The 26144-nt window shown below is 65.3% G+C and carries 20 protein-coding genes; 10 read left to right on the top strand and 10 right to left on the bottom strand.

Annotated elements, in window-relative coordinates:
- The first annotated feature begins 52 nt into the window (after positions 1–52).
- The 10 genes from coaBC to GWG67_RS08855 all read left to right on the top strand — a co-directional run bounded on the left by coaBC (position 53) and on the right by GWG67_RS08855 (position 15844).
- Positions 53–1516 (top strand): bifunctional phosphopantothenoylcysteine decarboxylase/phosphopantothenate--cysteine ligase CoaBC, encoded by a 1464-nt coding sequence (gene coaBC, locus GWG67_RS08810; protein ID WP_275168817.1) that lies wholly within the window; start codon positions 53–55, stop codon positions 1514–1516.
- On the top strand, positions 1513–1971 hold the full coding sequence (gene dut / locus GWG67_RS08815) for a dUTP diphosphatase (RefSeq protein ID WP_275168819.1): 459 nt from the start codon (positions 1513–1515) through the stop codon (positions 1969–1971). Before coaBC ends, dut begins: the two co-directional genes overlap by 4 nt.
- A gap of 190 nt (positions 1972–2161) precedes the next feature.
- Positions 2162–4666 (top strand): PAS domain-containing sensor histidine kinase, encoded by a 2505-nt coding sequence (locus GWG67_RS08820; protein WP_275168821.1) that lies wholly within the window; start codon positions 2162–2164, stop codon positions 4664–4666.
- A complete protein-coding gene (gene tsaE / locus GWG67_RS08825; protein ID WP_275168823.1) occupies positions 4663–6195 on the top strand; it encodes a tRNA (adenosine(37)-N6)-threonylcarbamoyltransferase complex ATPase subunit type 1 TsaE in 1533 nt (510 codons plus the stop codon). Before GWG67_RS08820 ends, tsaE begins: the two co-directional genes overlap by 4 nt.
- 115 nt (positions 6196–6310) lie before the next feature.
- Entirely contained in the window at positions 6311–6628 is a 318-nt protein-coding gene (locus tag GWG67_RS08830; RefSeq protein ID WP_275168825.1) for a PilZ domain-containing protein, read from the top strand.
- Between the two features lie 124 nt (positions 6629–6752).
- Positions 6753–7475 (top strand): nucleotidyltransferase family protein, encoded by a 723-nt coding sequence (locus GWG67_RS08835; protein ID WP_275168827.1) that lies wholly within the window; start codon positions 6753–6755, stop codon positions 7473–7475.
- Positions 7476–7654: 179 nt separating this feature from the next.
- The gene (addB, locus tag GWG67_RS08840) at positions 7655–10801 is read left to right on the top strand and encodes a double-strand break repair protein AddB (RefSeq protein ID WP_275168829.1); all 3147 of its coding nucleotides are present in this window, start codon (positions 7655–7657) and stop codon (positions 10799–10801) included.
- Positions 10795–14304 carry a double-strand break repair helicase AddA gene (addA, locus tag GWG67_RS08845; RefSeq protein WP_275168832.1) on the top strand — a complete coding sequence of 1170 codons (3510 nt, stop codon included), beginning with the start codon at positions 10795–10797 and terminating at the stop codon, positions 14302–14304. The genes addB and addA overlap by 7 nt, the downstream gene beginning before the upstream one ends.
- Positions 14305–14367: 63 nt before the next feature.
- Positions 14368–14688 carry a thioredoxin gene (gene trxA, locus GWG67_RS08850; RefSeq protein WP_007598398.1) on the top strand — a complete coding sequence of 107 codons (321 nt, stop codon included), beginning with the start codon at positions 14368–14370 and terminating at the stop codon, positions 14686–14688.
- A gap of 142 nt (positions 14689–14830) precedes the next feature.
- Positions 14831–15844 carry an ATP-dependent DNA ligase gene (locus GWG67_RS08855; RefSeq protein ID WP_275169146.1) on the top strand — a complete coding sequence of 338 codons (1014 nt, stop codon included), beginning with the start codon at positions 14831–14833 and terminating at the stop codon, positions 15842–15844.
- Between the two features lie 99 nt (positions 15845–15943).
- Here GWG67_RS08855 and GWG67_RS08860 read toward each other — a convergent pair whose 3' ends face one another.
- From GWG67_RS08860 to rpsA, 10 genes are all read right to left on the bottom strand, one after another.
- On the bottom strand, positions 15944–16684 hold the full coding sequence (locus GWG67_RS08860) for a metallophosphoesterase (protein ID WP_275168834.1): 741 nt from the start codon (positions 16682–16684) through the stop codon (positions 15944–15946).
- Between the two features lie 102 nt (positions 16685–16786).
- Positions 16787–18130 (bottom strand): folylpolyglutamate synthase/dihydrofolate synthase family protein, encoded by a 1344-nt coding sequence (locus GWG67_RS08865; RefSeq protein WP_275168836.1) that lies wholly within the window; start codon positions 18128–18130, stop codon positions 16787–16789.
- Complete coding sequence (gene accD / locus GWG67_RS08870; RefSeq protein WP_275168838.1) at positions 18127–19068, bottom strand: acetyl-CoA carboxylase, carboxyltransferase subunit beta; 942 nt, start codon at positions 19066–19068, stop codon at positions 18127–18129. Before accD ends, GWG67_RS08865 begins: the two co-directional genes overlap by 4 nt.
- A gap of 137 nt (positions 19069–19205) precedes the next feature.
- Positions 19206–20042 carry a tryptophan synthase subunit alpha gene (gene trpA, locus GWG67_RS08875; RefSeq protein ID WP_275168840.1) on the bottom strand — a complete coding sequence of 279 codons (837 nt, stop codon included), beginning with the start codon at positions 20040–20042 and terminating at the stop codon, positions 19206–19208.
- Positions 20039–21256: a tryptophan synthase subunit beta gene (trpB, locus tag GWG67_RS08880; protein ID WP_275168842.1), complete on the bottom strand. Its 1218-nt coding sequence runs from the start codon at positions 21254–21256 to the stop codon at positions 20039–20041. Before trpB ends, trpA begins: the two co-directional genes overlap by 4 nt.
- Complete coding sequence (locus GWG67_RS08885) at positions 21253–21924, bottom strand: phosphoribosylanthranilate isomerase (protein ID WP_275168844.1); 672 nt, start codon at positions 21922–21924, stop codon at positions 21253–21255. The genes trpB and GWG67_RS08885 overlap by 4 nt, the downstream gene beginning before the upstream one ends.
- Positions 21925–22003: 79 nt before the next feature.
- Positions 22004–22396 carry a lipopolysaccharide assembly protein LapA domain-containing protein gene (locus tag GWG67_RS08890; RefSeq protein ID WP_275168846.1) on the bottom strand — a complete coding sequence of 131 codons (393 nt, stop codon included), beginning with the start codon at positions 22394–22396 and terminating at the stop codon, positions 22004–22006.
- 71 nt (positions 22397–22467) lie between these two features.
- Positions 22468–22773: an integration host factor subunit beta gene (locus GWG67_RS08895; RefSeq protein WP_007598410.1), complete on the bottom strand. Its 306-nt coding sequence runs from the start codon at positions 22771–22773 to the stop codon at positions 22468–22470.
- Positions 22774–22945: 172 nt separating this feature from the next.
- A complete protein-coding gene (gene sppA, locus GWG67_RS08900; protein WP_275168848.1) occupies positions 22946–23926 on the bottom strand; it encodes a signal peptide peptidase SppA in 981 nt (326 codons plus the stop codon).
- 249 nt (positions 23927–24175) lie between these two features.
- Positions 24176–25882, bottom strand: a complete 1707-nt coding sequence (gene rpsA, locus GWG67_RS08905) for a 30S ribosomal protein S1 (RefSeq protein WP_027566167.1) — start codon at positions 25880–25882, stop codon at positions 24176–24178.
- Positions 25883–26144 lie beyond the last annotated feature (262 nt).

Raw genomic sequence — 26144 nt, forward strand, 5'->3', positions numbered from 1 at the left:
CACTGCAATCATGCAAATGATAGCATCGCTATCATTTGTGCTGGAGGGCGCCATGGCGAGCCTGACCATTCGCAAGCTCGACGAAGGCATCAAAACTTACCTCAGGCTGCGCTCGGCCAAGAACCGCAGGTCGGTCGAGGAAGAGGTCCGGGTCATCCTCGGGGAGCTGATCGAGGGCCGCGAGGAGCCCCTGACGCCGTTCACGGCGCCGCCCGCGACGTCTCCCGCCCCCACGCCCCAGCGCAGCGGCGCCGCTCCAGAAGCCAGCGTCACCCTGATCATCGGTGGCGGGATCGCGGCCTACAAATCGCTCGACCTGATCCGAAGGCTCAAGGAGCGGCGGATCGAGGTGCATTGCGTGTTGACCAAGGCGGCGCAGCAATTCGTCACGCCGCTGGCCGTGAGCGCGCTCTCCCATGAGCGCGTCTACACCGACCTGTTCGATCCCCAGAGCGAGTTCGACGCCGGTCATATCCGGCTGGCGCGCGAGTGCGACCTGATCGTGGTTGCGCCTGCGACCGCGGATTTGATGGCCAAGATGGCCAACGGCCATGCCGACGATCTCGCCAGCGCCATCCTGCTCGCGACCAACCGCAAGGTCCTGCTCGCGCCGGCGATGAACCCGCTGATGTGGAACAACGCGGCGACACGGCGCAATGTCGCGCAGCTTCAGCGCGACGGCATGATGCTGATAGGGCCGAATTCAGGCGAGATGGCGGAAGCCGGTGAAGCCGGCATGGGCCGCATGTCCGAGGCGATCGAAATCGCGGTCGCCGCCGAGCGCCTGCTGCGGCCGCCAGTGCCGCGCCCACTCGCCGGCAAGCGCGTGCTGATCACCGCGGGTCCGACCCATGAGCCGATCGATCCGGTGCGCTACATCGCCAATCGATCCTCCGGCAAGCAGGGCTTTGCCATCGCCGCCGCCGCACAGGCTGCGGGCGCCGAGGTGATCCTGGTCAGCGGCCCGGTCGATCTCAGCGATCCCCAGGGCGTGACGGTCAAGCATGTGGAATCGGCACGGCAGATGCTGGAGCAGGTGCAGGCCGCGCTCCCCGCTGACATCGCGATCTTCGCGGCCGCCGTCGCCGACTGGCGCGTCGCCAATGAAGGCGAGCAGAAGCTCAAGAAGACCTCGGCCGGTATGCCGCCGCTCCAGCTGGTCGAGAACCCCGACATCCTCGCGACGATTGCCAAGCTGACGGACCAGCGTCCGCCGCTGGTGATCGGCTTTGCCGCCGAGACCGAGCACCTCATCGACAACGCCAAGTCGAAGCTTGCCCGCAAGGGCTGCGACTGGATTGTCGCCAACGACGTCTCCCCCGCAACAGGCGTGATGGGCGGGGACCGCAACACCGTGCACCTCATCAGCCGCAAGAAAGGTGAGAAGCACGATGAGAAGGATGGCGAGATTGCAGTTGATTCCTGGCCGGTGATGACCAAGGAACAGGTCGCCATTGAACTGGTCGCGCATATCGCAAAGAGCGTGACCGGCAAATCCCGGGAGCCCGCATCTTGAGCACCAAAGTCACGGTCGAATTGCAACGCCTGCCCCATGCGGAGGGGCTGCCGCTGCCGGCCTATCAGACAGCCGATGCCGCCGGTCTCGACCTGATGGCGGCGGTGGCCGAGAACGAGCCGCTGACGCTGGCGCCCGGCCAATACGCGCTCGTGCCGACGGGCCTCGCTATCGCACTGCCGCCCGGGCACGAGGCGCAGGTGCGGCCGCGCTCGGGGCTTGCGGCCAAGCACGGCGTCACCGTGCTGAACTCACCGGGCACGATCGACGCGGACTATCGCGGCGAGATCAAGGTGATCCTGATCAATCACGGCCAGACCGCCTTCGCGGTCAAGCGCGGCGAGCGCATCGCGCAGATGGTGATCGCGCCAATGGTGCAGGCCGCGCTGGTTCCCGTCGCGACATTGTCGGCGACCGACCGCGGTGCCGGCGGATTCGGCTCAACCGGACGCTAGCGCGCTGCAATTCCCGCCGAATCAGCCGAGGAACTACGTGAACTGGAACACCGCGCCCCGCATTTTTTTGGGACCGGCTTTGCGTTCACGATCTGGACTCTTACCGGTGGAGTCACGGTGAGGGTATTGTCGTTTGATTCGCGCGCGACGGGGGTCGCCGCGCGCAAATTCGTGCGATCTTGGGGCAACTATGTCAGGCGTGATCGTGTCGATGCGTCGGACGCTGCTGTCGTGCACATCGCTCGTGCGCAACGGCTTGTTAGGAAGCGCTCTCGCGGCGCTGCTGCCGGCTGCGCCGGCTGAGGCCGCCGACCTCGTCGACACACTCTCAACGTTGCTGGATTTCAACCGGCAGGAGCTCGCGGTGCTGGCCACCGCGCTGGCCCTGCTCGGCTTCTCGGTGGTCGCCGCGATCCTCCTGATGCGCACGCGCGTGCGCACGGCAAGGAACGAGGCGCGGCTGCGCGCCCGGATCGGGGAACTCCAGCTCCAGGCCGACCGCTTCGGCGCACTTCTGTTCGCCGAGCCGCAGATCCTGATTTCCTGGCCCGCCGGCGACAATCGCGCGCAGATCTCCGGTGACATCTCATTGGTGCTGCCGCGGGACTCTTCTCCACAGCGCGTGCTCGCGTTTGGAACCTGGTTGCCGCCGGAACCGGCGCTGCAGATGGATCACGCGGTCGATGCGTTGCGCGACCGCGGTGACGGGTTCCAGCTGACCCTCACCACCGCGCATGGCCACACGCTGGAGGCCATCGGCCGCGCCATCGGTGGCCAGGCCATCGTCAGGATACGCGAACTCTCGGGGCTCCGCCGTGATCTGGCCGAGACCAATCTGCGTTACAAGGCACTCTCCGACGAGACGGAGATGCTGCGCGGATTCGCGACCGCCGCACCCTGGCCCATCTGGGCCAAGGGCGAGAACGGCGCGCTGGCTTACGCCAACCCCGCCTATGTCCGTGCGACCGAGGCAGCCAGCATCACCGACGCCCAGGAGCGCAAGCTCGAGCTGCTCGACAGCGCCGACCGGACCGCGATGGAGCGCGGACTGAAGGAAACCGCCAATTTCACCTCGCGGCTGCCGATCGTGATCGGCGGCGAGCGGCGCATCTATGACGTGCGCGCCGTCAATGTGGGCGGCGGCAATGTCGGCGTTGCCATCGATGCCAGCGAGGCGGATGCCTTGAGCTCGGCGCTGGTGCGGATGGCGGAAGCGCATCGCCGCACGCTCGACCAGCTCTCCTCCGGCGTTGCCGTGTTCGACGGCCAGCGCCGGCTGGCCTTCTACAATGATTCCTACCGCCAGCTGTGGGACCTCGACCGCACCTTTCTCGATGCCAACCCTGATGATTCCAGCGTGCTCGACAAGCTCCGCTCCTCACGCAAATTGCCGGAGCAGCCGGACTTCCGCGCCTGGAAGGCCAAGCTGCACGAAGCCTATCGCGCGGTCGAGGCTGCCAAGGACACCTGGTACCTGCCCGATGGACGCGCACTCTCCGTCGTCACCACGCCGAACCCGGAAGGCGGCGTCACTTATCTGTTCGACGACGTCACCGAGAGCCTCGAACTCGCCCGCCGGTTCGACGGCATGATCCGCGTCCAGCGCGAGACGCTGGACAGCCTCGCCGAGGGCGTCGCGGTGTTCGGCAGCAACGGCAAAGCGCAGCTGTTCAACCCGGCCTTCGTCCGGATGTGGAAGCTGTCCGCTGACGCCATGCGCGACGAGCCGCACATCCAGACGGTCGAGGGCTGGTGCCATCAGCTGTTCGACGACGCGATCGTCTGGCGCCAGATCCGCGAGGCCGTCACCTCGATCGAGAGCCGCGCCGACGTTCCGCTGAAGCTGGAGCGCAAGGACGGCAGCGTGCTCGACGGCATGATCCGGCCCCTGCACGACGGCGCCACGATGCTGACGTTCCAGGACATCACCGACACCGAGAACGTCGAGCGCGCGCTACGCGAGCGCAACGAGGCGCTGGAGGCGGCCGACCAGATGAAGGTGGATTTCGTCCACCACGTCTCCTACGAGCTGCGCTCGCCGCTCACCACCATCATCGGCTTCGCGCATTTCCTCAGCGATCCCTCGACCGGGCCGCTGACGCCGAAACAGGCCGAGTATCTCGACTACGTCACCAAATCGACCAATGCGCTGCTGGCGCTGACCAACAACATCCTGGATCTCGCCACCATCGACGCCGGTGCCATGAAGCTGGAACTCGGCCCGGTCGACGTCAGCAAGACCATCGAGCTCGCCGCCGAGGGTCTCCAGGACCGGCTCGCCACCGACCGCATCCGCCTCAAGGTCGAGATCGCGCCCGATGTCGGCAGCTTCACCGGCGACGAGAAGCGCGTGGTGCAGGTGCTCTATAACCTCCTCGCCAACGCCGTCGGGTTTTCTCCACCGGATTCCACCGTCGGCATCAGCGCCCGCCGCACCGAACGCAGTGTGGTCTTCACTGTGACAGATTCCGGGCCTGGAATACCTGCCGACATGAAGGACAAGGTGTTCAACTGGTTCGAAAGCCGCTCGCAAGGCTCGCGTCATCGCGGCGCCGGGCTCGGCCTGTCGCTGGTGCGCTCCTTCGTCGAGCTGCATGGCGGCAATATCCGGGTCGATTCGATCGTGGGCAGGGGCACGGTCGTGATCTGTGACTTCCCGACCGACCAGGCGGCGCATCGCGACGCCGCCGAATGAGTGCGCCAACCACATTCTCCGTCGCGCTCCACAACGAGACGGCCACTGCGCAACTGATGGCCGACCTCGCGCTGCTGGTCGGCCCCGGCGACGTCATCACGCTCACCGGCGATCTCGGTGCCGGCAAGACCGCGGCGGCGCGGGCCATGATCCGCTACCTCGCCGGCGACGATGCACTGGAAGTGCCGAGCCCGACCTTCACACTGGTGCAGGGTTACGAGCTGCCGCCATTCCCGGTGATGCATGCCGACCTCTACCGCGTCGAGGACGAGAGCGAGCTCGAAGAGATCGGGCTGTCGCCGCTGCCGGAAGCAACCCTCGTCCTGATCGAATGGCCGGAGCGCGCACCATCGGCGATGCCTCAAGACCGCATCGATATCGCGCTGACGCACCGGCCGGCACTGGGCTCGAATGCACGCGCGGCCGACATCACCGGCCATGGCAAGGCTGCCGCCACCGTCGCACGGCTGAAGGCGCTGCGCGAATTTCTCGATGCATCCGGCTACATGGAGGCAACGCGCAAACGAATGGCGGGCGACGCCTCGACCCGCTCCTATGCAAGGCTGCTGCGCGACGACGAGATCGTCATCCTCATGAATTCTCCGCAGCGTCCAGATGGCGCTGCCATGTACAACGGAAAATCCTACAGCGCCGCGGTGCATCTCGCCGAAAACATCAAACCCTTCGTCGCCATCGACGAGGGCCTGCGCGCGCAAGGAATTTCTGCGCCCGCGATCCATCATTCCGACCTCGACCACGGATTCCTGATCAGCGAAGACTTCGGCAGCGAAGGCGTGATCGAGGGCGATCCGCCCCACCCGATCGCCGAACGCTACGAAGCCGCGGTCGATTTGCTGGCCGTGCTCCACGGCAAGACGCTGCCGGAAACACTGCCGCTCACGGGGCAGACCTACGCCATTCCCGTCTTCGATACCGAGGCGTTGCTGATCGAAATCGGCTTGATGCCGGAATGGTACCTGCCCGATCGCAACGCACCGCTGGACGACGGGAAGCGCGCCGGGTTTTTCGCGATGTGGCGCGAGCTGCTGCAGAAGCCGCAGGCCTCGCCGAAGACGTGGATCATCCGCGATTATCACTCGCCGAACCTAATCTGGCTCGGGAATCGCACCGGCATCGAACGCGTCGGCGTGATCGATTTCCAGGACACCGTGCTTGGGCCGCAATCCTATGACGTGGTGTCGCTGCTCCAGGACGCCCGCATCGACGTGCCTGAGGCGATCGAACTGACGCTGCTGTCGCGCTACATCAAGGCGCGCCGCACGAGCGACGCGAGCTTCGACGCGGCCGGCTTCGCTGAGCTCTACGCCATCATGTCAGCGCAGCGGAACACGCGTCTGCTCGGCACCTTCGCCCGCCTCAACCGCCGCGACGGCAAGCCGCATTATCTGCGTCACCAGCCGCGGATCTGGACCTATCTCCAGCGCTCCCTGGCGCATCCCACGCTCGCTCATCTGCGCGACTGGTATCTCGCCAATGTCCCGCCGCCCCAAAGGCCCGTCCAAGGCTGAACGGCCAATAGAGGCTGAAAAGGCTGATTTGGAACCCGATTTACCGGCTGTTAGCCAAGACGCCGGTAATCTGGCGGCGAGGCAGCCGGATGATTACGGGGCTGGAGCAGGGCAGATGGCGGTGAAGACGGACGAGCGCGGCAACAGTCGGGTTGTTTTCGAGCGCGGGATCGCGGCCCAGATGATGGGTATCGACGGCACCTGGCGGCGCGACTGCACCATGGAAGACGTCTCCGAGAGCGGCGCCAAGCTGACCATCGACGGCTCGGTCGAAGGCCTGCATCTGAAGGAGTTTTTTCTGCTGCTATCGTCCACCGGACTTGCGTACCGGCGTTGCGAGCTCGCCTGGGTCAATGGCGACCAGATCGGCGTCAACTTTCTCAAGCTCGGCGACAAGAAGAAAAAGGCGCGTTCCACATCCATCGGGGCGTAACGGCAACACCCGTCGTACAAGCGTCACGGCAGGTGGTTAAGGCGGTTAAGACGCGGTGCGGTCAGTTGAGCCTCGTGTTAGGATTGCTGCGAACGCGAAATCAGTGGGTCTGAGAAAGCGAAGGATGCCCGTCAAACCGACCAAAGCCATGGTGCTCGCCGCAGGGTTCGGCCTGCGCATGCGTCCCTTGACGGACAAGATGCCGAAACCGATGGTTCCGGTGGCCGGCCAGCCGCTGCTCGACCACGTGCTCGACAAGCTTGCCCAGGCCGGCGTGAGCGAGGCGGTGGTCAACGTGCACTATCTGCCGGACCAGATCATCGATCACACCGCATCCCGCCAGCATCCGCGCGTGACCATCTCGGACGAGCGCGACCAGGTGCTCGGCACCGGCGGCGGTGTGGTCAAGGCACTGCCGCTGCTGGGGGACGCACCGTTCTTTCACGTCAATTCCGACACGCTGTGGATCGACGGCGTTCGCTCCAACCTGACGCGGCTGGCCGAAAACTTCGACCCCGAGCGCATGGACATCTTGCTGCTGATGGCGCCGACGGCGACCAGCATCGGCTATAGCGGCCGCGGCGATTACGGCATGCTGGCCGACGGCGCCCTGCGCAAGCGCAAGGAAAAAGAGGTCGTTCCATTCGTCTATGCCGGCGCGGCGATCCTGTCGCCGTCGATCTTCGCCGATGCCCCGACGGACGAGTTCTCGCTGACCAAGATGTTCGACCGTGCCAACGAGCAGGAGCGGCTGTTCGGCCTTCGCCTCGACGGTGTCTGGATGCATGTCGGCACGCCTGATGCCGTGCACGCGGCCGAAGAGGCGTTTCTGGAGAGCGTGGCGTAAGAGTTGCCTCGTCATTCCGGGGCGCGCGTAAGCGCGAACCCGGAATCTCGAGATTCCGGGCTCGGTGCTGCGCACCGCTCCGGAATGACAGCGGGAGAGCGGGGACTATCCGCCTCCGCCCCATATCCATTTGAGTCCGCCTCCCTATATTGGCGCCTGATTCCCGAATCAGGCAGCTCATGCGCGTTTTCAGCGTTCCAGTCTCAGTTCCATTCCTGCGCACCGTCGTCTCAAGCCTGCTCGACGGCCGGCTGGTCGAGGGCTTTGAGGCGCGCAAGGAGCCGGCACGGCTGGCGGACGCTACGCTGTATCTGCCGACACGGCGCGCCATGCGCGTCGTCCGCGAGATCTTCCTCGACGAGATGAAGGCGGATGCGGTCGTGCTGCCGCGCATCGTCGCGCTCGGCGACATCGACGAGGATGAACTCGCTTTCGCCGATAAGGGCGAACAATTTTCCGGCGCAACGCCGCTCGACATTCCGCCGCGGCTCGGCGAGCTCGAACGGCGGCTGACGCTGGCGCAGCTCGTCGCGGCCTGGGCCAAGGGCCCGGTGCTGTCTCCGCTGGTCGTCGGCGGCCCCGCTTCGACGCTGGCGCTGGCGTCCGATCTCGCGCGCCTGATCGACGACATGGTCACGCGCGGCGTCGACTGGAGCGCGCTCGATGGCCTGGTGCCCGATATGCTCGACCGGTACTGGCAGCACTCGCTCGAATTCCTGCGCATCGCGCGCATCGCTTGGCCAGGTCATCTCGCCGAAATCAAACGCATCGAGCCCGCTGCCCGCCGCGACCTCCTGATCGATGCCGAAGCCAGGCGGCTGACCGCGCATCCCCTTGGCCCCGTGATCGCGGCCGGTTCGACCGGCTCGATGCCGGCCACGGCAAGATTTCTCCACGCAGTCGCCTCGCTGCCGCATGGCGCCGTGGTGCTGCCCGGCCTCGACACGGATCTCGACGACGATGCATGGCGCAGCATCGGCGGCGTCCGCGACTCGCTCGGCAAGTTCGCGGAGCACCCGGTCTCGAACCATCCGCAATATGCCATGCACGCGCTGCTGGATCGCTTTGGCATCAAGCGCAGCGACGTCGATATCCTCAAGCCTCCGGCGGAAGGCGGCCGCGATCTGCTGGCGTCCGAATCGATGCGGCCGTCGGCCAAGACCGAGATCTGGCACGACCGGTTGAAGCAGCCGGATGTGGCCGCGAAGATTACCGGCGGCATGAAGAACCTCGCGGTTGTCGAAGCTCCCAACCCTGAGATGGAAGCGCTCGCCATCGCCATTGCGATGCGCGAGGCGCGGCATCTCGACAAATCTGCGGCGCTTGTCACGCCCGATCGTGCGCTGGCGCGGCGGGTGATGGCTGCGCTGACACGGTGGGATCTCGCTTTCGACGATTCCGGCGGCGACGTCCTGATGGAAACGTCCGCCGGCGTCTTTGCGCGACTGACAGCGGAGGCTGCGACCAGGGGATTGGAGCCGCCGACGCTGCTCGCAATGCTGAAGCACCCGCTGTGCCGGCTCGGCCGGGCGCCTGGCGCATGGAAGGCGGCGATCGAAAGCCTGGAGCTCGCTTTGTTGCGCGGCACGCGCCCGCCTGCGGCCACCGCCGGGCTGTTGCGCGAATTCAATCGCTTTCGCGAGGACCTGGCAAAGCTGTGGCGCAGCGAGGTCTCCGCGCTGCACAAGGCCGAGCCGCGCGCACGTCTCAAGGCGGAAGACCTCGATCGCATTCAGGCGCTGATCGATGGCCTACGACAAGCCTTGGCGCCGATCGAGAGTCTTGCGTCATCAAAACCGTTTGACTTCGCCGAACTCGCGCATCGGCATCGCGAGATCATGATCGAGCTGTCGCGCGACGAGCAGGGTATCCCCCTGGCGTTCGAGGAGCGCGAAGGCCTCGCGCTCGCGAGCGCTTTCGACGATCTCCTGCGCGGCGGCACGACCAGCGGATTGATAGTCACGCTGCCCGACTACGCAGACGTGTTCCAGACCGCGTTCAGCGATCGCGCGGTGCGGCGGCGGGACAGGCCGGGCGCGCGGCTCCAGATTTACGGCCCGCTGGAATCGCGCCTGATGCAGGCCGACCGCATCATCGTCGGTGGGCTGATCGAGGGCGTCTGGCCACCGGCGCCGCGCATCGATCCGTGGCTGAGCCGACCGATGCGGCACCAGCTCGGCCTCGATCTGCCGGAACGCCGTATCGGCCTCTCCGCGCATGATTTTGCGCAACTGCTCGGTGGCGACGAGGTCATCCTCACCCACTCCGCCAAGGCCGGCGGTGCGCCGGCGGTGGCTTCGCGCTTCCTGCACCGGTTGGAGGCGGTGGCGGGCGATGCGCACTGGAAGGCCGCCATTCGCGCGGGTGAAAAATATGTGCAGTTCGCGGCCGCGCTGGACCAGCCTGACGAGGTGAGGCCTATCAAGCAGCCCGAGCCGCGACCGCCACGCGCGACCCGGCCGCTCAGGATGTCTGTGACTGGGATCGAGGACTGGTTGCGCGATCCCTATACGATCTACGCAAAACACATTTTGCGGCTCGACGCGCTCGATCCCGTCGACATGCCGCTATCGGCCGCCGACCGCGGCTCGGCGATCCATGATGCGCTCGGGGAGTTCACGGAACGCTACGCCAAGGATCTGCCCGATGATCCCGCGCGCGTGCTGCGCGCGATCGGCGAAAAATACTTTGCGCCGCTGATGGAGCGACCCGAGGCGCGGGCGCTGTGGTGGCCGCGCTTCCAGCGCATCGCGCGCTGGTTCGGCGAATGGGAGACGGCGCGGCGCGACGCGATCGAGGCGATCGCCGCGGAAACACGCGGCGAGATTTCGATCTCGCTCGACCAAGGGCGCAGCTTCCGTCTCTCCGCGCGCGCCGACCGCATCGAACGGCGCCAGGGCGGCGGCTATGCCATCCTCGATTACAAGACCGGCCAGCCACCGACCGGCAAGCAGGTCCGCATGGGCCTGTCGCCGCAACTCACGCTGGAAGCCGCGATCCTGCGCGAGGGCGGTTTTCCCGACATCGATGCCGGCGCGTCCGTGAGCCAGCTCGTCTATGTTCGCCTGAGCGGCAACAATCCGCCGGGCGAAGAACGCATTCTCGAGCTCAAGTTCAAGCAAGGCGACGAGCCGCAGCCGCCGGACACCGCGGCTGCTGAGGCCAGGGCCAAGCTCGAGGCGCTGATTCGCGCCTTCGAGGACGAGAACCAGCCCTACACCTCGTTGAACCTGCCGATGTGGACCAACCGCTACGGCGCCTATGACGATCTTGCCCGGATCAAGGAATGGTCCGCGGCCGGCGGATTGGGGATCGAGGAATGGTGAAGGCACCGCGCCCCATCCCGGACGAGGTGCGCGCGCGACAGGCGCGCGCATCGGACCCGACCGCGTCGGCCTTCGTGTCGGCCAATGCCGGCTCGGGCAAGACACATGTGCTGGTGCAGCGGGTGATCCGCCTGCTGCTCGCGGGCGTGCCGCCGGAAAAGATCCTCTGCATCACCTTCACCAAGGCGGCTGCCGCCAACATGGCCGAGCGCGTGTTCACCACACTCGGGCCTTGGGTGACGCTCGACGACACGGCACTCGATGCAGCGATCAAGGCGGTCGGCATCCCGCACTCCACTGCAAAATTGCGTCGCGACGCACGGAAGCTATTCGCCTGTGCGCTGGAGACGCCGGGCGGGCTGAAGGTGCAGACCATTCACGCCCTGTGCACCCGCCTGCTTCAGCAGTTTCCGTTCGAGGCCAATGTCCCGGCGCGCTTCGCCGTCATCGATGAGCGCGACCAGACCGACATGATGGAACGCGCCAATCTGAAGGTGCTGCTGGAGGCCGCGCGGGACCCTGACAGCGTGACCGGCCGCGCACTGCTGACCGCGATGGCGAGCGCCGCCGATGTCACCTTCAAGGAGGTGGTCCGCGAGGCCTGCCTGAGCCGCGATCATTTCATGGCATGGACCGATGAAGCCGGCAGCGCGGAGCTGGCCGCCGCGCAGATGGCGGCCGCGCTGGGCGTGGCCGCCAGCGATCGCATCGAGGACGTCGAGACCGAGATTGTCGACGGTCCGTTCCTGCCGCGATCGCGGTGGGACGACATCGCCTTTGCGCTGGAGGATGGCAGCAAGTCCGACAACGACCAGGCCTGCCGGCTTCGCGAGGCGAAGGTGTTTTCCGGCGGCGCGCAGGTCGATGCCTATCTCAGCGTCTTCCTGACTGACGAAAAGCTGCCGCGCAAGGCGGTGCTGACCAAGAAGTTCTGCGATCACAACCCGTCCGTCGCACGCCTGTTCGAGAACGAGGCGCAGCGCGTCGGCGGATTGGTCGAGACGCGTCGCGCGGTGACCCTGCGCGACCGCACCGCAGCGCTGCTGCATATCGCGACTGCTGCCGCCGCAAACTATCGCCGCGAGAAGCAGGAGCGCGGGCTGCTCGACTATGACGACCTCATCGACAAGACGCTGGCGATGCTCGATCGCGTCTCTTCAGGTTGGGTGCATTACAAGCTCGACCGCGGCGTCGATCACGTGCTGATCGACGAAGCCCAGGACACCAGCCCGCGGCAATGGGACATCGTCGCGCATATCATCTCGGAGTTCACGGCCGGCGAAGGCGCGCGAGAAGGCCTGAACCGCACGGTCTTCGCGGTCGGCGACGAGAAGCAGTCGATCTTTTCGTTCCAGGGCGCTCAGCCCCGGGAATTCGACGCGCGCCGGCGCGAGTTGCACCGCAAGTTCATGGCGGCCGGGCTGAAATTCGATCCGGTCGCCTTCACCTATTCCTTCCGCTCCGGCGCCGCGATCCTGCATTCGGTCGACCACGTCTTCCGCGAGCCCGCGATCTACAAGAGCATCCATTCGCTCGAGACCGGTCATCCCCTGCACAATGCACTCGGCGACGCAGGCCCCAGCGTGATCGAGCTGTGGGACCTTGCGGAAGCCGACGACAGGCAGGAGATCGAGGGCTGGCGCGCACCGTTCGACGGCGTCGCCGCCACCAGCCCGGAGGTGAAGCTCGCGCGCCGGATCCAGACCGAGATCAAGCGGCTGGTCGAGAGCGGCACGCTGACCGGGCACGAAGGCGAGCGGCGTCCGCTGCGCTATGGCGACATGCTGATCCTGGTGCGCCGGCGCGGCAATGCGTTCGACGCGGTGATCCAGGCGCTGAAGCACGCCAATGTTCCGGTCGCCGGCGCCGATCGGCTCAAGCTGACCGAGCACATCGGGATTATCGACCTGATGAACCTCGCGGACGCGCTGCTGCTGCCGCAGGACGATCTCGCGCTCGCGGTGGCGCTGAAGAGCCCGCTGTTCGGGCTCGATGACGACGATCTGTTCCAGCTTGCCTGGGATCGCAAGGGATCGCTGCGCCGCGCGCTTGGCGAGCATGCCGGGACAAGCGAGAAATTCAGTGTGGCGTTGAAACGCCTTGGAGCCTGCGAAACCCGAGCCCGCGAGGAGACGCCGTTCGCCTTTTACGCCTGGTTGCTCGGGGGCGACGGCGGACGCGCGCGCATGCTGCGCCGGCTCGGTCATGAGGCCAATGACGCGCTCGACGAATTTTTGGAGCTCGCGCTGAACTACGAGCGCAAGGCGCCGGCCTCTCTGCAGGGTTTCATGGCCTGGCTGCGCTCGGCCGATACCGAGGTGAAGCGCGACATGGAGATTTCGCGCGACGAGGTGCGGGTGATGACCGTGCACGGTGCCAAGGGGCTGGAGGCCTCGGTCGTGTTCATGGTCGACACGACCTCTTCGCCCTCCGATAGCCAACGGCTGCAACTGATCCACGTCCCGCGCGGTAATGGCAGCGAGGTGGTGGTCTGGGCCGGACGCAAGGCGGATGATCCGAAGCCCGTCGCGGAAGCACGCAACGCGATGCTCGAGGAGACCGAGGACGAGTACCGCCGCCTGCTCTACGTCGCGATGACGCGCGCGGCCGACCGGCTCATCGTCGGCGGCTGCATGCCCGGCAACAGGAAAACGGTCCGCAAGCTGAGCTGGTACGATCTGGTCGACACCGGGCTCGCCGGCTCGGGCCTGGCGAAAGAGACAATCGAGACGCCGCTGGGCAAGGTGACGCGCTTCTCCCGACCGGAGGATGTTGTGGCGCTGGGCACGCCCGCGACCTCGTTGGACCAGACCACCGCGCTGCCGGACTGGCTGCGGACACCGGCACCGCGCGAGACCATCGATGATGATCCGGTGCGTCCCTCCGGCCGGTCGTCCGGGGAAGGCCGCGCGGTGCTGTCGAGCGAATCAGTGCAGTCCCGCGCGCTCGCGCTGCAACGCGGCACGCTCGTGCACCGGCTGCTGCAATCGCTGCCCGACATCGCCATTGAGCGCCGCCGCGAGGCCGCGCTCGGCTTCATGACGCGCAATGCCGCGGACTGGGCGGAGGCCGACCGCGCCGCGCTGGCCGACAAGGTGCTCGGCTTGATCGCCGAGCCACGGTTTGCGCCTGTGTTTGCCGCCGGCAGCCGGGCGGAGGTCGCGATCGTCGGCAGGCTGGAGCGGCCGGGCCGCGCCCCGGCGCTGGTGTCCGGCCAGATCGACCGGCTGGTCGTTCGGCCGGACGAGGTCCTGATCGTCGATTTCAAGACCAATCAGGCTGCTCCCAGGAGCGCCGATGCGGCGCCCGTCGCCTATGTCCGGCAACTGGCGCTCTACCGGGCGGTGCTATCGAGGCTTTATCCCCAAAAGCCGGTCCGCGCCGTCCTGCTCTGGACCGAGGCCCTTGAATATATGGAGGTTTCGGCTCCCGCGCTGGACGCGGCGCTGGCATCTCTTCATCTCGGTGTGAGCGTCCTTGACCCGGCAAGGAGCCATTCATAGGTTGACGCCATGATCTCGGGCGCGATTCCCGTCGCCCCCTTCTCTCAGGTACGAGGTACTCCCATGGCCGTTGGTAAGGTTTCTGACACCGATTTCGAAGCCGAAGTGCTCAAGGCAAACGGCCCCGTGGTCGTCGATTTCTGGGCCGAATGGTGCGGCCCCTGCCGCATGATCGCACCCGCGCTCGACGAGATCGCCGGCGCGATGGGCGACAAGGTCAAGATCGTGAAGCTCAATGTCGACGAGAGCCCGAAGACCGCATCGAAATATGGCGTGATGTCGATCCCGACCCTGATGATCTTCAAGGGCGGCGAGATGGCCTCCCGTCAGGTCGGCGCGGCGCCGAAGGCGAAGCTGCAGCAGTGGATCACCTCCGCGGTCTGATCCGCCTCGCGGAAGAATATTTTTGGAAGCGGCCGGCGAAAGCCGGCCGTTTTGCGTTGATGGGACAGTTCCAGCGTAAGACGAGTCCCTGCCTGTGCCTTCCCCTGCAAGACGCGCGCGAAAATCGACATCCCTCGTGGCGATGGAGGCGCGCTCGGTCGACGCGATCCCGCGCGGCAAGGAGTGGCAATACGAGCCGAAATGGGATGGCTTCCGCTGTCTGCTGTCGCGCAACGGCGGCAGCATTGATCTGCGCTCGAAATCCGGCGAGGACCTCGCGCGTTATTTCCCCGAGATTGTCGCCGCGGCACTGAAGCTGAAGGCGGATCGCTTCACGCTCGACGGCGAGATCGTCGTGCCGCACGGCAAGGGGTTTTCCTTCGACGCGCTGCTGCAACGTATTCATCCGGCGGCGAGCCGCGTGAACAAGCTCTCGGAGGAAACGCCGGCGCTCTATCTCGCCTTCGATCTGCTTGCGACGGCCAGGGAGAAACAACTTGCCGAGCAGCCGCTGAGTGAGCGGCGACCGGCGCTGGAAGCGTTTGCCAAAGCCAATCTGAAAGGCAGCCTCTTCCGCCTCTCACCGGTGACGACGAGCTATGCCATCGCGAAAAAATGGCTGGCGCAATCCGGCGGCGGCTCGGACGGCGTCATCGCCAAGCGCATCGACCTGCCCTACCAGGCGGGAAATCGCGACGGCATGCAGAAGATCAAGAAATTCCGCAGCGCCGATTGCGTGGTCGGCGGCTTCCGCTATGCCACCAACAAGATCGCCGGCCGGAGCGTGGTGGGGTCGCTGCTGCTCGGACTCTATGATGACGAAGCTCTCCTGCACCATGTCGGTTTTACCTCGGCAATCAAGGCGACGGAAAAGCCTGACCTGACCGATCGGCTGGAGGCGCTGATCGGCGAGCCCGGCTTCACCGGCAACGCGCCGGGCGGGCCGAGCCGCTGGTCCACCGAGCGGTCGGCAAAATGGTGTCCGCTCAAGCCGAAGCTGGTGATCGAGGTCTGCTACGACCATTTCAGCGGCGAGCGCTTTCGCCACGGCACCTCGATCCTGCGCTGGCGCCCCGACAAGGCCCCGCGGCAATGCAGCTTCGAGCAGTTGAAGCAGAAGGTGGCCGATCCGATGAAGCTGCTGAAACAGCTGTAGCCGGTAGCCCGGATGGAGCGCAGCGTAATCCGGGGCCGTCGTCATTTGTGGCACGATTCCCGGATTGCACCTCGCTCCATCCAGGCTACGAAGCGATGGCTATCTGATCCATCCCATCGCCAGCGCGTTCGCCAACTCCGGCTGGCCATTGCGGCGAGCGAGCGCGGCCATCGCCTCGTGATCGTAGACGACATGGCGGAACGTGACCTGCCAGGCACCATCGGTTAGCTCAAGGATTGCATAGCGCGCGTGCGGCGTGCCGGCCTCGACGACATGCGGGAATGGATGCTTGTCGCGGAAGCCCGGGCCGCCGACGCTGCCGGGATTGACGATCATCCTTCCGTCGCGAAGCCGCACGGCACGGGCGAGATGGGTGTGGGCGCACAGGATCAGCGATTGCGCGATGCCTTGCGCAAATTGCTCGATGCGATCGAGCGGCGACAGCGCCACCGCGCCGTCGGGATGCACGGTATCGAGCCAGTAGACTTCGTCATTGTCGGGCGTCGCATGACACATGAAAACCTGCTCGCGAAACACGCGCGTCATCGGCTGCGCGCGCAGCCAGTCGAGTTGCGCGGCATTGAGCGCTGCATGGGCCGGGCGATCCCACGAGCCCATCTTCTCCGGCGGACGGTCGAGCAGATAGCGGTCGTGATTGCCGAGCACGTGCACTGCATCGAGCTGCATCAGGATCTCGATGGTGCGGCGCGCATCGAGCGGACCGCTCAGCATGTCGCCGAGATTGACGATGTCGGCCACGCCTTGCGCGCGGATGTCGGCGAGCACAGCTTCCAGCGCGAGGTAATTTCCGTGGACGTCGGCAATCGCGGCAAAACGCATGGGTCTTCCTGTAGCCCGGATGGAGCGAAGCGTAATCCGGGGCCTTCGTCACTTGCGGTACAGTCCCGGATTGCGCTTCGCTCCATCCGGGCTACCCAACCTCTATGCAGGAGGCGTGCCGTTGATGGCGAGCACATGGCCGGCGAGATAGAGCGAGCCGGTGATCAGGATGCGCGGCGGCACTTCGTAGGCGAGCTTCGCCAAGGCGCGCAGTGCGGCCTCGACGCCGGGCGCGGGCTCGACGCGCATGCCGAGGCTGCGGGCTGCATCGGTGAGACGGTCGACCGGCATCGCGTTGTCGGTGTCGGGAATCGGCACCGCGATGATGTGACGCGTCAGACCGGCGAAATTGGCGAGAAAACCTTGCGCGTCCTTGTTGGCCATCATGCCCGCGATCACGACCAGCGGCCGCGACACCCGCTCTTCGAGATCGCCGAGCGCGGCCGCCGCGACGCGGCCGCCTTCCGCATTATGGCCGCCGTCGAGCCAGATCTCCGATCCTTGCGGGCCGAGAGCGAGCAGCTCGCCCGAAGCGATGCGCTGCATCCGTGCCGGCCATTCAGCCCCGACGATCCCGGCCTCGAACGCCGCCTGGTTGATCTTGAAAGCGCTGGTGGCCCGCAGCGTCGCGATCGCGAGGCCGGCATTGTCGAACTGGTGGCGGCCGAACAGGCGCGGCGCGGTGAGATCCATCAAGCCGCGCTCATCGGAATAAACCAGCCGCCCATGCTCGACATTGACATGCCAGCTCTCGCCCGCGGCAAACAACGGGGCGCGCATGCGCTTGGCCTGGGCCTCGATCGCGTCCATCGCCTCGGCCGGCTGCTCGGCGCAAACCACGGGCACGCCACGCTTGATGATCGCGGCCTTCTCACCGGCGATGGACGTCAGCGTATCGCCGAGAAAGTCCATGTGGTCCATGCTGACAGGCGTGATCACGCAGGCCACCGGTGTATCGACCACGTTGGTTGAATCGAGTCGGCCGCCAAGGCCGACCTCCAGCAGAACCACGTCGGCCGGGTTCTGCGCAAACAGATGAAACGCAGCCGCCGTCTTGAGCTCGAACACTGTAGCCGGCTCGCCGGCATTGACACGCTCGACCTCTTCCAGCGCCGCGCGCAACTCGTCGTCGCCGACCAGCACGCCGCCACCGACCCGGCCGAGCCGGAAACATTCGTTGATGCGCACGAGATAGGGCGAGGTGTAGGCGTGGACGCGCAGGCCGGCGGCTTCCAACGTCGCGCGCAGATAAGCGAGCGTCGAGCCCTTGCCGTTGGTGCCGGCGATGTGGATCACCGGCGGCAGATTGCGCTCGGGGTGACCGAGCCGCTCGAGCAGGCGGTGCATCCGCTCCAACCCGAGATCGATGCGTTTCTGATGCAGGGCCGACAGCCGCCCGATCAATTCGTCAAGCGACGGCATGGCGCGGTCAGAGGAAGCGTTCACGCGTGCGGCGCGGCCGGCGCCGTTTCGGGAGCCGATACGATCTGCGCCGGGCTCACGACCGGCTGCACCGGCTTCGATGCGCTCTCCAGTGCCGGCGCCCTGGTCAACAGGCGGCAGAGCCGCGCCAGGGTCGGACGCAATTCGTGACGATGCACGACCATGTCGACCATGCCGTGCTCCTTGAGGTATTCGGCGCGCTGAAAGCCCTCGGGGAGTTTTTCGCGAATGGTCTGCTCGATCACACGCGCGCCGGCAAAACCGATCAGCGCACCGGGTTCGGCGATCTGCACGTCGCCGAGCATCGCATAAGACGCGGTGACGCCGCCGGTGGTCGGGTTGGTCAGCACGACGATGTAGGGCTGTTTTGCTTCACGCAGCATCTGCACCGCGACCGTGGTGCGCGGCATCTGCATCAGCGACAGGATGCCTTCCTGCATGCGCGCGCCACCTGAGGCGGCAAACACGATGAACGGCGACTTTTTCTCGACCGCGAGTTCCAGTCCGCGCACGATGGCTTCGCCCGCGGCCATGCCGAGCGAGCCGCCCATGAAGTCGAAATCCTGCACGGCGACGACGACGGCGGCGCCTTCGAGCTTGCCGTAGCCGACCTTGATCGCGTCGTTGAGGTTAGTTCGCGCGCGGGCATCCTTGATGCGATCGACGTACTTCTTCTCGTCACGGAACTTGAGCGGATCGGGCGTGACGTCAGGCAGCGCGACGTCGTACCAGGTCTCGTTGTCGAAAATCGACTTCAGACGCGCCACCGCGTTCATGCGCATATGATAGTTCGAGCCGGGGATGACGAACTGGTTGGCCTCGACGTCCTTGTAGAACACGAGCTGTCCGGAATCCGGGCACTTGATCCACAGATTCTCCGGCGTCTCCCGCCGCAGCATGTTGCGGATCTTCGGCCGGACCACATTGGTAAGCCAGTTCATGGTTTGCTCCGATGTGCGATCCCGCTTGGGGACCGCCTGAAGGGTTATATGGCGGCCGGGACCCGGCCCGGCAAGCCGCCGTATCGTCCGCCTTGCTCGTCGGACTTGCTCGTCGGACTTGGCAGCGGAATTAAGGCCTATTCCGCCGCCTGTTGCGCGCCTTTGACGCCCTGGGCCAGTGCCGCCGTCAGCTCAGCGACGGCGTTGACGGTTTTGCCGGTGGCGTGCCCGTCCGCATCGAGGCTGTTCTTGAGGGCATCGACCAGAGCGGTGCCGACCACCGAACCATTGGCCTTCTCGGCAATGGCGCGTGCCGCCTCCGGTGTGCGGATGCCAAAACCAACGCAGATCGGCAGCTTGGTATGCCGCTTGATGCGCGCGACAGCTTCACCGACGGCATTCGCGTCCGCCGCTGCCGCACCGGTGATGCCGGCGATAGAGACGTAATAGACAAAGCCTGATGTGTTCGCGAGCACCGCGGGCAGGCGCTTGTCGTCGGTGGTCGGGGTCGCGAGGCGAATGAAGTTCAGGCCTGCCTTCAGCGCGGGAATGCAGAGCTCCTCGTCTTCCTCGGGCGGCAGATCGACGATGATCAGACCGTCGACCCCGGCCGTCTTGGCATCAGCCAAAAACTTGTCGACGCCGTAGATGTAGATCGGATTGTAATAGCCCATCAGCACCAGCGGCGTGACGTTGTCGTCCTTGCGGAAATCACGCACCAGTTCCAGCGTCTTCTTCAACGTCATGCCGTTCTTGAGCGCGCGCAGACCGGCAGCCTGAATCGAGGGACCATCCGCCATCGGATCGGTGAAGGGAATACCGAGTTCGATGACGTCAGCGCCTGCCTTGGGCAACGCCTTGACGATATTGAGCGACGTCGTGAGATCGGGATCGCCGGCCATCACATAAGTCACGAAGGCCGCGCGGCCGGCTTTCTTCAGCTCGGCGAAACGGGTATCGATACGCGTGGTCACTTGCTCTTGCCCCTCAGGATGTCGCCAACCTGCGGGACGTCCTTGTCGCCGCGGCCGGAGAGGTTGACGACCATCAGGTGATCTTTCGTCCGCTTCGGCGCGAGCTCCATCACCTTGGCGATGGCATGTGCCGGTTCGAGCGCGGGGATGATGCCTTCCAGCTTTGACAGCAACTGGAACGCTGCGAGCGCCTCGTCGTCGGTCGCGGAGAGATAGTTCACGCGGCCGATCTCGTGGAGCCAGGAGTGCTCAGGCCCGATGCCGGGATAGTCGAGGCCGGCGGAGATCGAATGCGCATCCTGAATCTGGCCGTCCGCGTCCATCAGGAGATAGGTGCGGTTGCCGTGCAGCACGCCGGGACGGCCGCCCGCGATCGATGCCGCATGCAATTGCGTCAGCCCGTGGCCCGCAGCTTCGACGCCGAAGATCTCGACGGTGGAATCGTCGAGGAACGGATGAAACAGGCCCATCGCGTTGGAGCCGCCGCCGATGCAGGCGACCAGCGAATCCGGCAGGCGGCCTTCGATCTCCTGCATCTGCACCTTGGTCTCATTGCCGATAATCGACTGGAAGTCGCGCACCAGCGTCGGATAGGGATGCGGACCCGCGACCGTGCCGATGCAGTAGAAGGTGTTGTGCACGTTGGTGACCCAGTCGCGCAGCGCCTCGTTCATGGCGTCCTTCAGCGTGCGTGTGCCCGACTGCACCGGCACCACCGTTGCGCCCAGCATCTCCATGCGGATGACATTGGGCTGCTGCCGCTCGACGTCGACGGCGCCCATATAGACGATGCATTCGAGGCCGAAGCGCGCGCACAGCGTCGCGGTGGCAACACCGTGCTGGCCGGCGCCGGTCTCGGCGATGATGCGCTTCTTGCCCATCCGCCGCGCCAGCATGATCTGGCCGAGCACGTTGTTCACCTTGTGCGAGCCGGTGTGGTTGAGCTCTTCACGCTTGAGATAGATTTTCGCGCCGCCGAGATGCTCGGTCAGACGCTCGGCGAAATAGAGCGGCGAGGGCCGGCCGACATAATTCTTGAGATAGCCGTTCATCTCGGCCTGGAAGGCCGGATCGGCCTTGGCCTCGGTGTAGGCTTTCTCCAGATCGAGGATCAGCGGCATCAGGGTTTCGGCAACGAAGCGTCCGCCGAAAATGCCGAAATGGCCGCGCTCGTCGGGGCCGCTGCGATAGGAATTGGGTTTTACAACATTCATCGGACGCTCAACTCTTGACTTGCATCTTGGCTCGCGCGCGCAGCGCGAATGAAGGCCTTGATCATCTCGGGGTCCTTCACGCCCGGGGCGCTCTCGACACCGGAGGAGACGTCGACACCACCGGCTCGGGTGACGCGAACGGCTTCGGCGACGTTGTCGGCGCTGAGGCCGCCCGAGACCATATACGGCAGCGCAAGCTCGAGGTTTCCGAGCAGATGCCAATCGAACGGTGCACCGAGGCCGCCGGGCCGGGTCGCGTCCTTCGGTGCGCGCGCGTCGAACAGGATGCGTTCGGCAACCTCTGCGTAACCGGGCAGCACGGCGAGATCAGCTGACGTTGCGACCGGCACGACCTTCATCACCGGGCGACCGAACCGCTGCCTGATGTCGCGCAGCCGCGCTACGCTCTCCGTGCCATGAAGCTGGAAAATGTCCGGCGACAGCGCGTCCATGATGTTGTCGAGCGTGGCATCGTCGGCGTCGACGGTGAGCGCGACCTTGAGCGCGCGCCGCTTCACCTGCCGGCCGAGCTCCCGGCCGGCTTCCAGCGACAAATGCCGCGGCGACGGCGGGAAGAACACGAATCCCACCATGTCGGCACCCGCCTCGAGCGCCGTTTCGAGCGTCTCGGGCGTGGACAGGCCGCAGATTTTGACGAGCAGGGACATGTTCTCGACGGATGGGCTCAAAGCAAATGGAGGCCGCAGGTCCGCGGCCGGAAAACGGGCTTTTCGGTTGCGGCCGCTTCTACAACGTCGCGCGCTGCTTGTCTCGCCCGACGGGCCCGTAAAGCCCCATCCCGGAGGGAATGGGAAGGCGCTGGGACTCAGGCCTTGCTGCGGCCGCCTGGGCCCGGAGATCAGCCAGCTCGCTTCGCGCGGCCCGGGCATCCGCGTCATGCCGGCGCGCCGCACGCCGCCAGTGCCGCTGGCCGAACCAGACGGCACAACCGCCCGCGAGGACCCCGAGCGCAGCCACCACGATCAGGAGCAGGAACAGCGGCAGCGTGACCGAGAATGACGGGTCGTTGGAAACGAAGGGATCGAACGAGACCGTGACGAATTGCCGGTTGGCGACGGCAAAGACCATCAGGATCAGGCCCAGCGGAATCACGACCAACGCGGTCAGGAATTTTCGCATCTCGGCTCGCTCGCCTTGAATCAAGCTTGCGGCCGCATCGCGCGCGGCCGCGGGAAACCCTGAGGTGGACCTCAGTCTGGCGCGCCTGGATCCGGGTGGTCGCGATTCAGCCGTTCGCGCATTTCCTTGCCGGTCTTGAAGAACGGAACGCTCTTCTGATCGACAGGTACATGGGCGCCGGTGCGCGGATTGCGCCCTGCGCGCGCAGGGCGATGCTTGACCGAGAAGGCACCGAAGCCGCGCAACTCGACGCGGTCACCGCGCGCGAGAGCCGCTACGATCTCTTCGAGAATCGCATTCACAATGTTCTCGACATCCCGCTGGTACAGATGCGGGTTGTGCTCGGCGATACGCTGAACAAGTTCGGATTTGATCATCGAGAGATAGGACCCGGGAGCGTGCGGACGACCATTTCCGTGAAAATACCGTGATCTGTCAAGACGCTAAATGAAGGTTGAGCGTCGTGAAAATACGTGACAAATGCCGAAAAAGCGGGCTGGCCCTGCACGCGCCGAACGGGAAAAACCTCTGAGGCTCGCCCGGCGCCGGTCAGTTCGATGCCGCCGGCTGCCACAAAGCCAGCATTCCATCCATTCCAAGCCGATCGACCGCCTGCACGACGCCGGTTTGTCCGATTTGATGCGCAATCGAGCCTAAACCCAGTGCTTCCAGCGTGACTGCGGCCGCCGTCTTGAGGAACGGCAGATCGCTGAAGCGCGGCTGCAGCTTGTAATCGCGCACGGAGAGCCCCTTCTTGACGCCCTTCTGCTCGACCAGCCAGGTCACGGCGGTCTTCTCGTCGCCGATCTGATCGATCAGCTTGAGATCGATCGCCTGGCGTCCGGTGAAGACACGGCCATCAACCACTTTCTCGAGCTGCGTGTCATCCATGCCACGCCGGTCCTTCACCAATCCCTTGAACCAGGCGTAGGAATCCTTCACCAGCGCATCGAGCGCGGCCCGTGCCTCGGGGCTGGTTGGCTCAAAACCGTTGGGCGCGGCCTTCAGCGGCGTGGATTTTACCTCCTCGACCTTGACGCCGACGGTCTTCAACAGCTCCGAGACGTTCGGAAACTGGAACAGCACGCCGATCGAGCCGACCAGCGAGCTCTGCTGGGCGATGATGTGATCGCTGGCGATCGCGGTGATGTAGCCGCCGGAGGCGGCGAGGCCTTCGACGACCACGACGAGCGGCTTCTTTGCCTTCAGCCGTACAAGCGAATCATAGAGCTGCTCGGAGCCGGCGGTGGTGCCGCCCGGCGAATTGATGTGAACGATGACGGCGGCAGCCTGCGAATTTTCCAACCGCTCGAGCGCCTGCGTGCGATCGGAATCGCTGCGGATCAGGCCGTCAATCTGGACCCGAGCGATCGAGCCGGCGGACGCGAACGTGCCGCGCGCACCCGGCGTCGCGACCAGCGCGAAGCCTGCGATCGCCGCGATCGCGATCAGCGCGGCCAATACGCGCCAGAACGTCAGCTTGCGGCGGATCCTGCGGCGATCGACGATGATGTCCGAATCGAGCGACATCTCAATATCTCCAAATGAAAGGCCAAGCGCGTTGTGCCGTCGCAGCGTCACCATTGGCTTATCTGGATACATCAATTGCGGCGCAATTAGAAGAAAACAAGGCCGCTAGCGGCATGGGCCACGACGTAGCGACACACTCATTGTCGTCCCGGCCTAGTGCGCAATTGCGCACGGGGGCCGGGACGACGATAGCAACAAAAAAGCCCCGGCTCGCGCCGGGGCTTTGATGCAGTGAAACCTGCGTTTCGCTTACTTGGTGTCGCGGTTCTTGAGCGCGGTGCCGAGGATGTCGCCGAGCGTCGCTCCCGAATCGGAGGAGCCGTATTGCGCGATGGCTTCCTTCTCTTCGGCGACTTCGAGCGCCTTGATCGACACCTGGACCTTGCGGGCCTTCTTGTCGAACTGGATCACGCGGGCATCGACCTTCTCGCCGACGGCGAAGCGTTCGGCGCGCTGATCGTTGCGGTCACGGGCAAGCTCCGAGCGCTTCACGAACGTGGTGAAGTCGGTACCGGTGATCTTCACCTCGATGCCGCTCTCCTTCACTTCGATCACTTCGCAGGTCACTACCGCGCCCTTCTTGACATCGCCCGGCTCGGCGAAGGGGTCGCCTTCAAGCTGTTTGATTCCAAGAGAAATGCGCTCCTTCTCGACGTCCACATCGAGCACCACGGCCTTCACCATGTCGCCCTTCTTGTAGTTGTCGATCACCTGCTCGCCCGGCTGCTTCCAGTCGAGGTCGGAGAGATGGACCATGCCGTCGACGTCGCCCTCGAGGCCCAGGAACAGACCGAACTCGGTCTTGTTCTTGACCTCGCCCTCGACCGTCGAACCGGTCGGGTGACCTTCGACGAAGACCTCCCACGGGTTGCGCATGGTCTGCTTGAGGCCGAGCGAGATGCGGCGCTTGACGGAATCGACTTCCAGCACCTGCACTTCGACTTCCTGCGAGGTCGAAACGATCTTGCCGGGGTGCATGTTCTTCTTGGTCCACGACATCTCGGAGACGTGGATCAGGCCCTCGATGCCCGGCTCGAGCTCGACGAACGCGCCGTAGTCGGTGATGTTGGTGACGCGACCGGTGAAGCGGGCACCCAGCGGGTACTTGGCTTCGATGCCCTGCCACGGATCGTCCAGCAGCTGCTTCATGCCCAGCGAGATGCGGTGCGTCTCGTGGTTGATCTTGATGATCTTGACCTTCACGGTCTGGCCGATCGAGAGCACCTCGGTCGGATGGTTGACGCGGCGCCACGCGATATCGGTGACGTGCAGCAGACCGTCGATGCCGCCGAGATCAACGAACGCACCGTAATCGGTGATGTTCTTGACCACGCCGTCGATGACCTGACCTTCTTCGAGGTTCTGCACCAGCTCCTGACGCTGCTCGGCGCGGGTCTCTTCGAGAACCGTGCGGCGCGACACCACGATGTTGCCGCGGCGACGGTCCATCTTGAGGATCTGGAACGGCTGCGAGTTGTTCATCAGCGGCGCAACGTCGCGGATCGGACGGATGTCGACCTGGGAGCGCGGCAAGAAGGCCACGGCACCGTCGAGGTCGACGGTGAAGCCGCCCTTGACCTGGTTGAAGATGACGCCGTTGACCTTCTCGTTGTTCTGGAAGGCCTTCTCGAGCTTGCCCCAGCTCTCTTCGCGGCGCGCCTTGTCGCGCGACAGCACGGCTTCGCCGAGGGCGTTCTCGATCCGGTCGAGGAATACTTCCACCTCGTCGCCGACCTTGAGCTCGCTGTCACGGCCGGGGCCGGAAAATTCGCGCAGGGCAACGCGGCCCTCGGTCTTCAGGCCGACGTCGATGACGGCCATGTCCTTTTCGATTGCAACAACCTTGCCCTTGATGACGGAGCTTTCCTGCAGGTTGCCGCCTGCGAAGGACTCGTCGAGCATCGCGGCGAAATCGTCGCGCGACGGGCTATAGGTATCAGCAGAAGTCGAAGCCATTTGTTCTCCAGTTGCGGATGTCGTGCCGGCCGTTGGGTTCTTGGGCGCATCGTACGCGCAGTGTCGGAAGGTCCGCAGAACCTTCGAGCGACCGCTCGCTGCTCCGACCTGGAGGCGGAACAGCGGGAGCGGGCCGGCTGAGGCCCGCGCGTTCGATACGTGGAAATCTTTTGTCCGGAGCCTGGATCGCGTCGGCCCCAAGCAGGGACCGAGAGTATCGACCTCAAAGAGCGGGAGCGGGCGCTTCCTCCAATGACGGCAG

This window comes from Bradyrhizobium sp. CSS354 (assembly GCF_029051725.1).
In the GTDB taxonomy this organism is placed as follows: domain Bacteria; phylum Pseudomonadota; class Alphaproteobacteria; order Rhizobiales; family Xanthobacteraceae; genus Bradyrhizobium.

Bases quoted from the DNA above. Each gene is read 5' to 3' on its own strand.
- coaBC (WP_275168817.1), top strand. From the start codon at position 53: ATGGCGAGCCTGACCATTCGCAAGCTCGACGAAGGCATCAAAACTTAC.
- GWG67_RS08820 (WP_275168821.1), top strand. From the start codon at position 2,162: ATGTCAGGCGTGATCGTGTCGATGCGTCGGACGCTGCTGTCGTGCACA.
- tsaE (WP_275168823.1), top strand. From the start codon at position 4,663: ATGAGTGCGCCAACCACATTCTCCGTCGCGCTCCACAACGAGACGGCC.
- GWG67_RS08830 (WP_275168825.1), top strand. From the start codon at position 6,311: ATGGCGGTGAAGACGGACGAGCGCGGCAACAGTCGGGTTGTTTTCGAG.
- GWG67_RS08835 (WP_275168827.1), top strand. From the start codon at position 6,753: ATGCCCGTCAAACCGACCAAAGCCATGGTGCTCGCCGCAGGGTTCGGC.
- addB (WP_275168829.1), top strand. From the start codon at position 7,655: ATGCGCGTTTTCAGCGTTCCAGTCTCAGTTCCATTCCTGCGCACCGTC.
- addA (WP_275168832.1), top strand. From the start codon at position 10,795: ATGGTGAAGGCACCGCGCCCCATCCCGGACGAGGTGCGCGCGCGACAG.
- trxA (WP_007598398.1), top strand. From the start codon at position 14,368: ATGGCCGTTGGTAAGGTTTCTGACACCGATTTCGAAGCCGAAGTGCTC.
- GWG67_RS08855 (WP_275169146.1), top strand. From the start codon at position 14,831: ATGGAGGCGCGCTCGGTCGACGCGATCCCGCGCGGCAAGGAGTGGCAA.
- GWG67_RS08860 (WP_275168834.1), bottom strand. From the start codon at position 16,684: ATGCGTTTTGCCGCGATTGCCGACGTCCACGGAAATTACCTCGCGCTG.
- accD (WP_275168838.1), bottom strand. From the start codon at position 19,068: ATGAACTGGCTTACCAATGTGGTCCGGCCGAAGATCCGCAACATGCTG.
- trpB (WP_275168842.1), bottom strand. From the start codon at position 21,256: ATGAATGTTGTAAAACCCAATTCCTATCGCAGCGGCCCCGACGAGCGC.
- GWG67_RS08885 (WP_275168844.1), bottom strand. From the start codon at position 21,924: ATGTCCCTGCTCGTCAAAATCTGCGGCCTGTCCACGCCCGAGACGCTC.
- GWG67_RS08890 (WP_275168846.1), bottom strand. From the start codon at position 22,396: ATGCGAAAATTCCTGACCGCGTTGGTCGTGATTCCGCTGGGCCTGATC.
- GWG67_RS08895 (WP_007598410.1), bottom strand. From the start codon at position 22,773: ATGATCAAATCCGAACTTGTTCAGCGTATCGCCGAGCACAACCCGCAT.
- sppA (WP_275168848.1), bottom strand. From the start codon at position 23,926: ATGTCGCTCGATTCGGACATCATCGTCGATCGCCGCAGGATCCGCCGC.
- rpsA (WP_027566167.1), bottom strand. From the start codon at position 25,882: ATGGCTTCGACTTCTGCTGATACCTATAGCCCGTCGCGCGACGATTTC.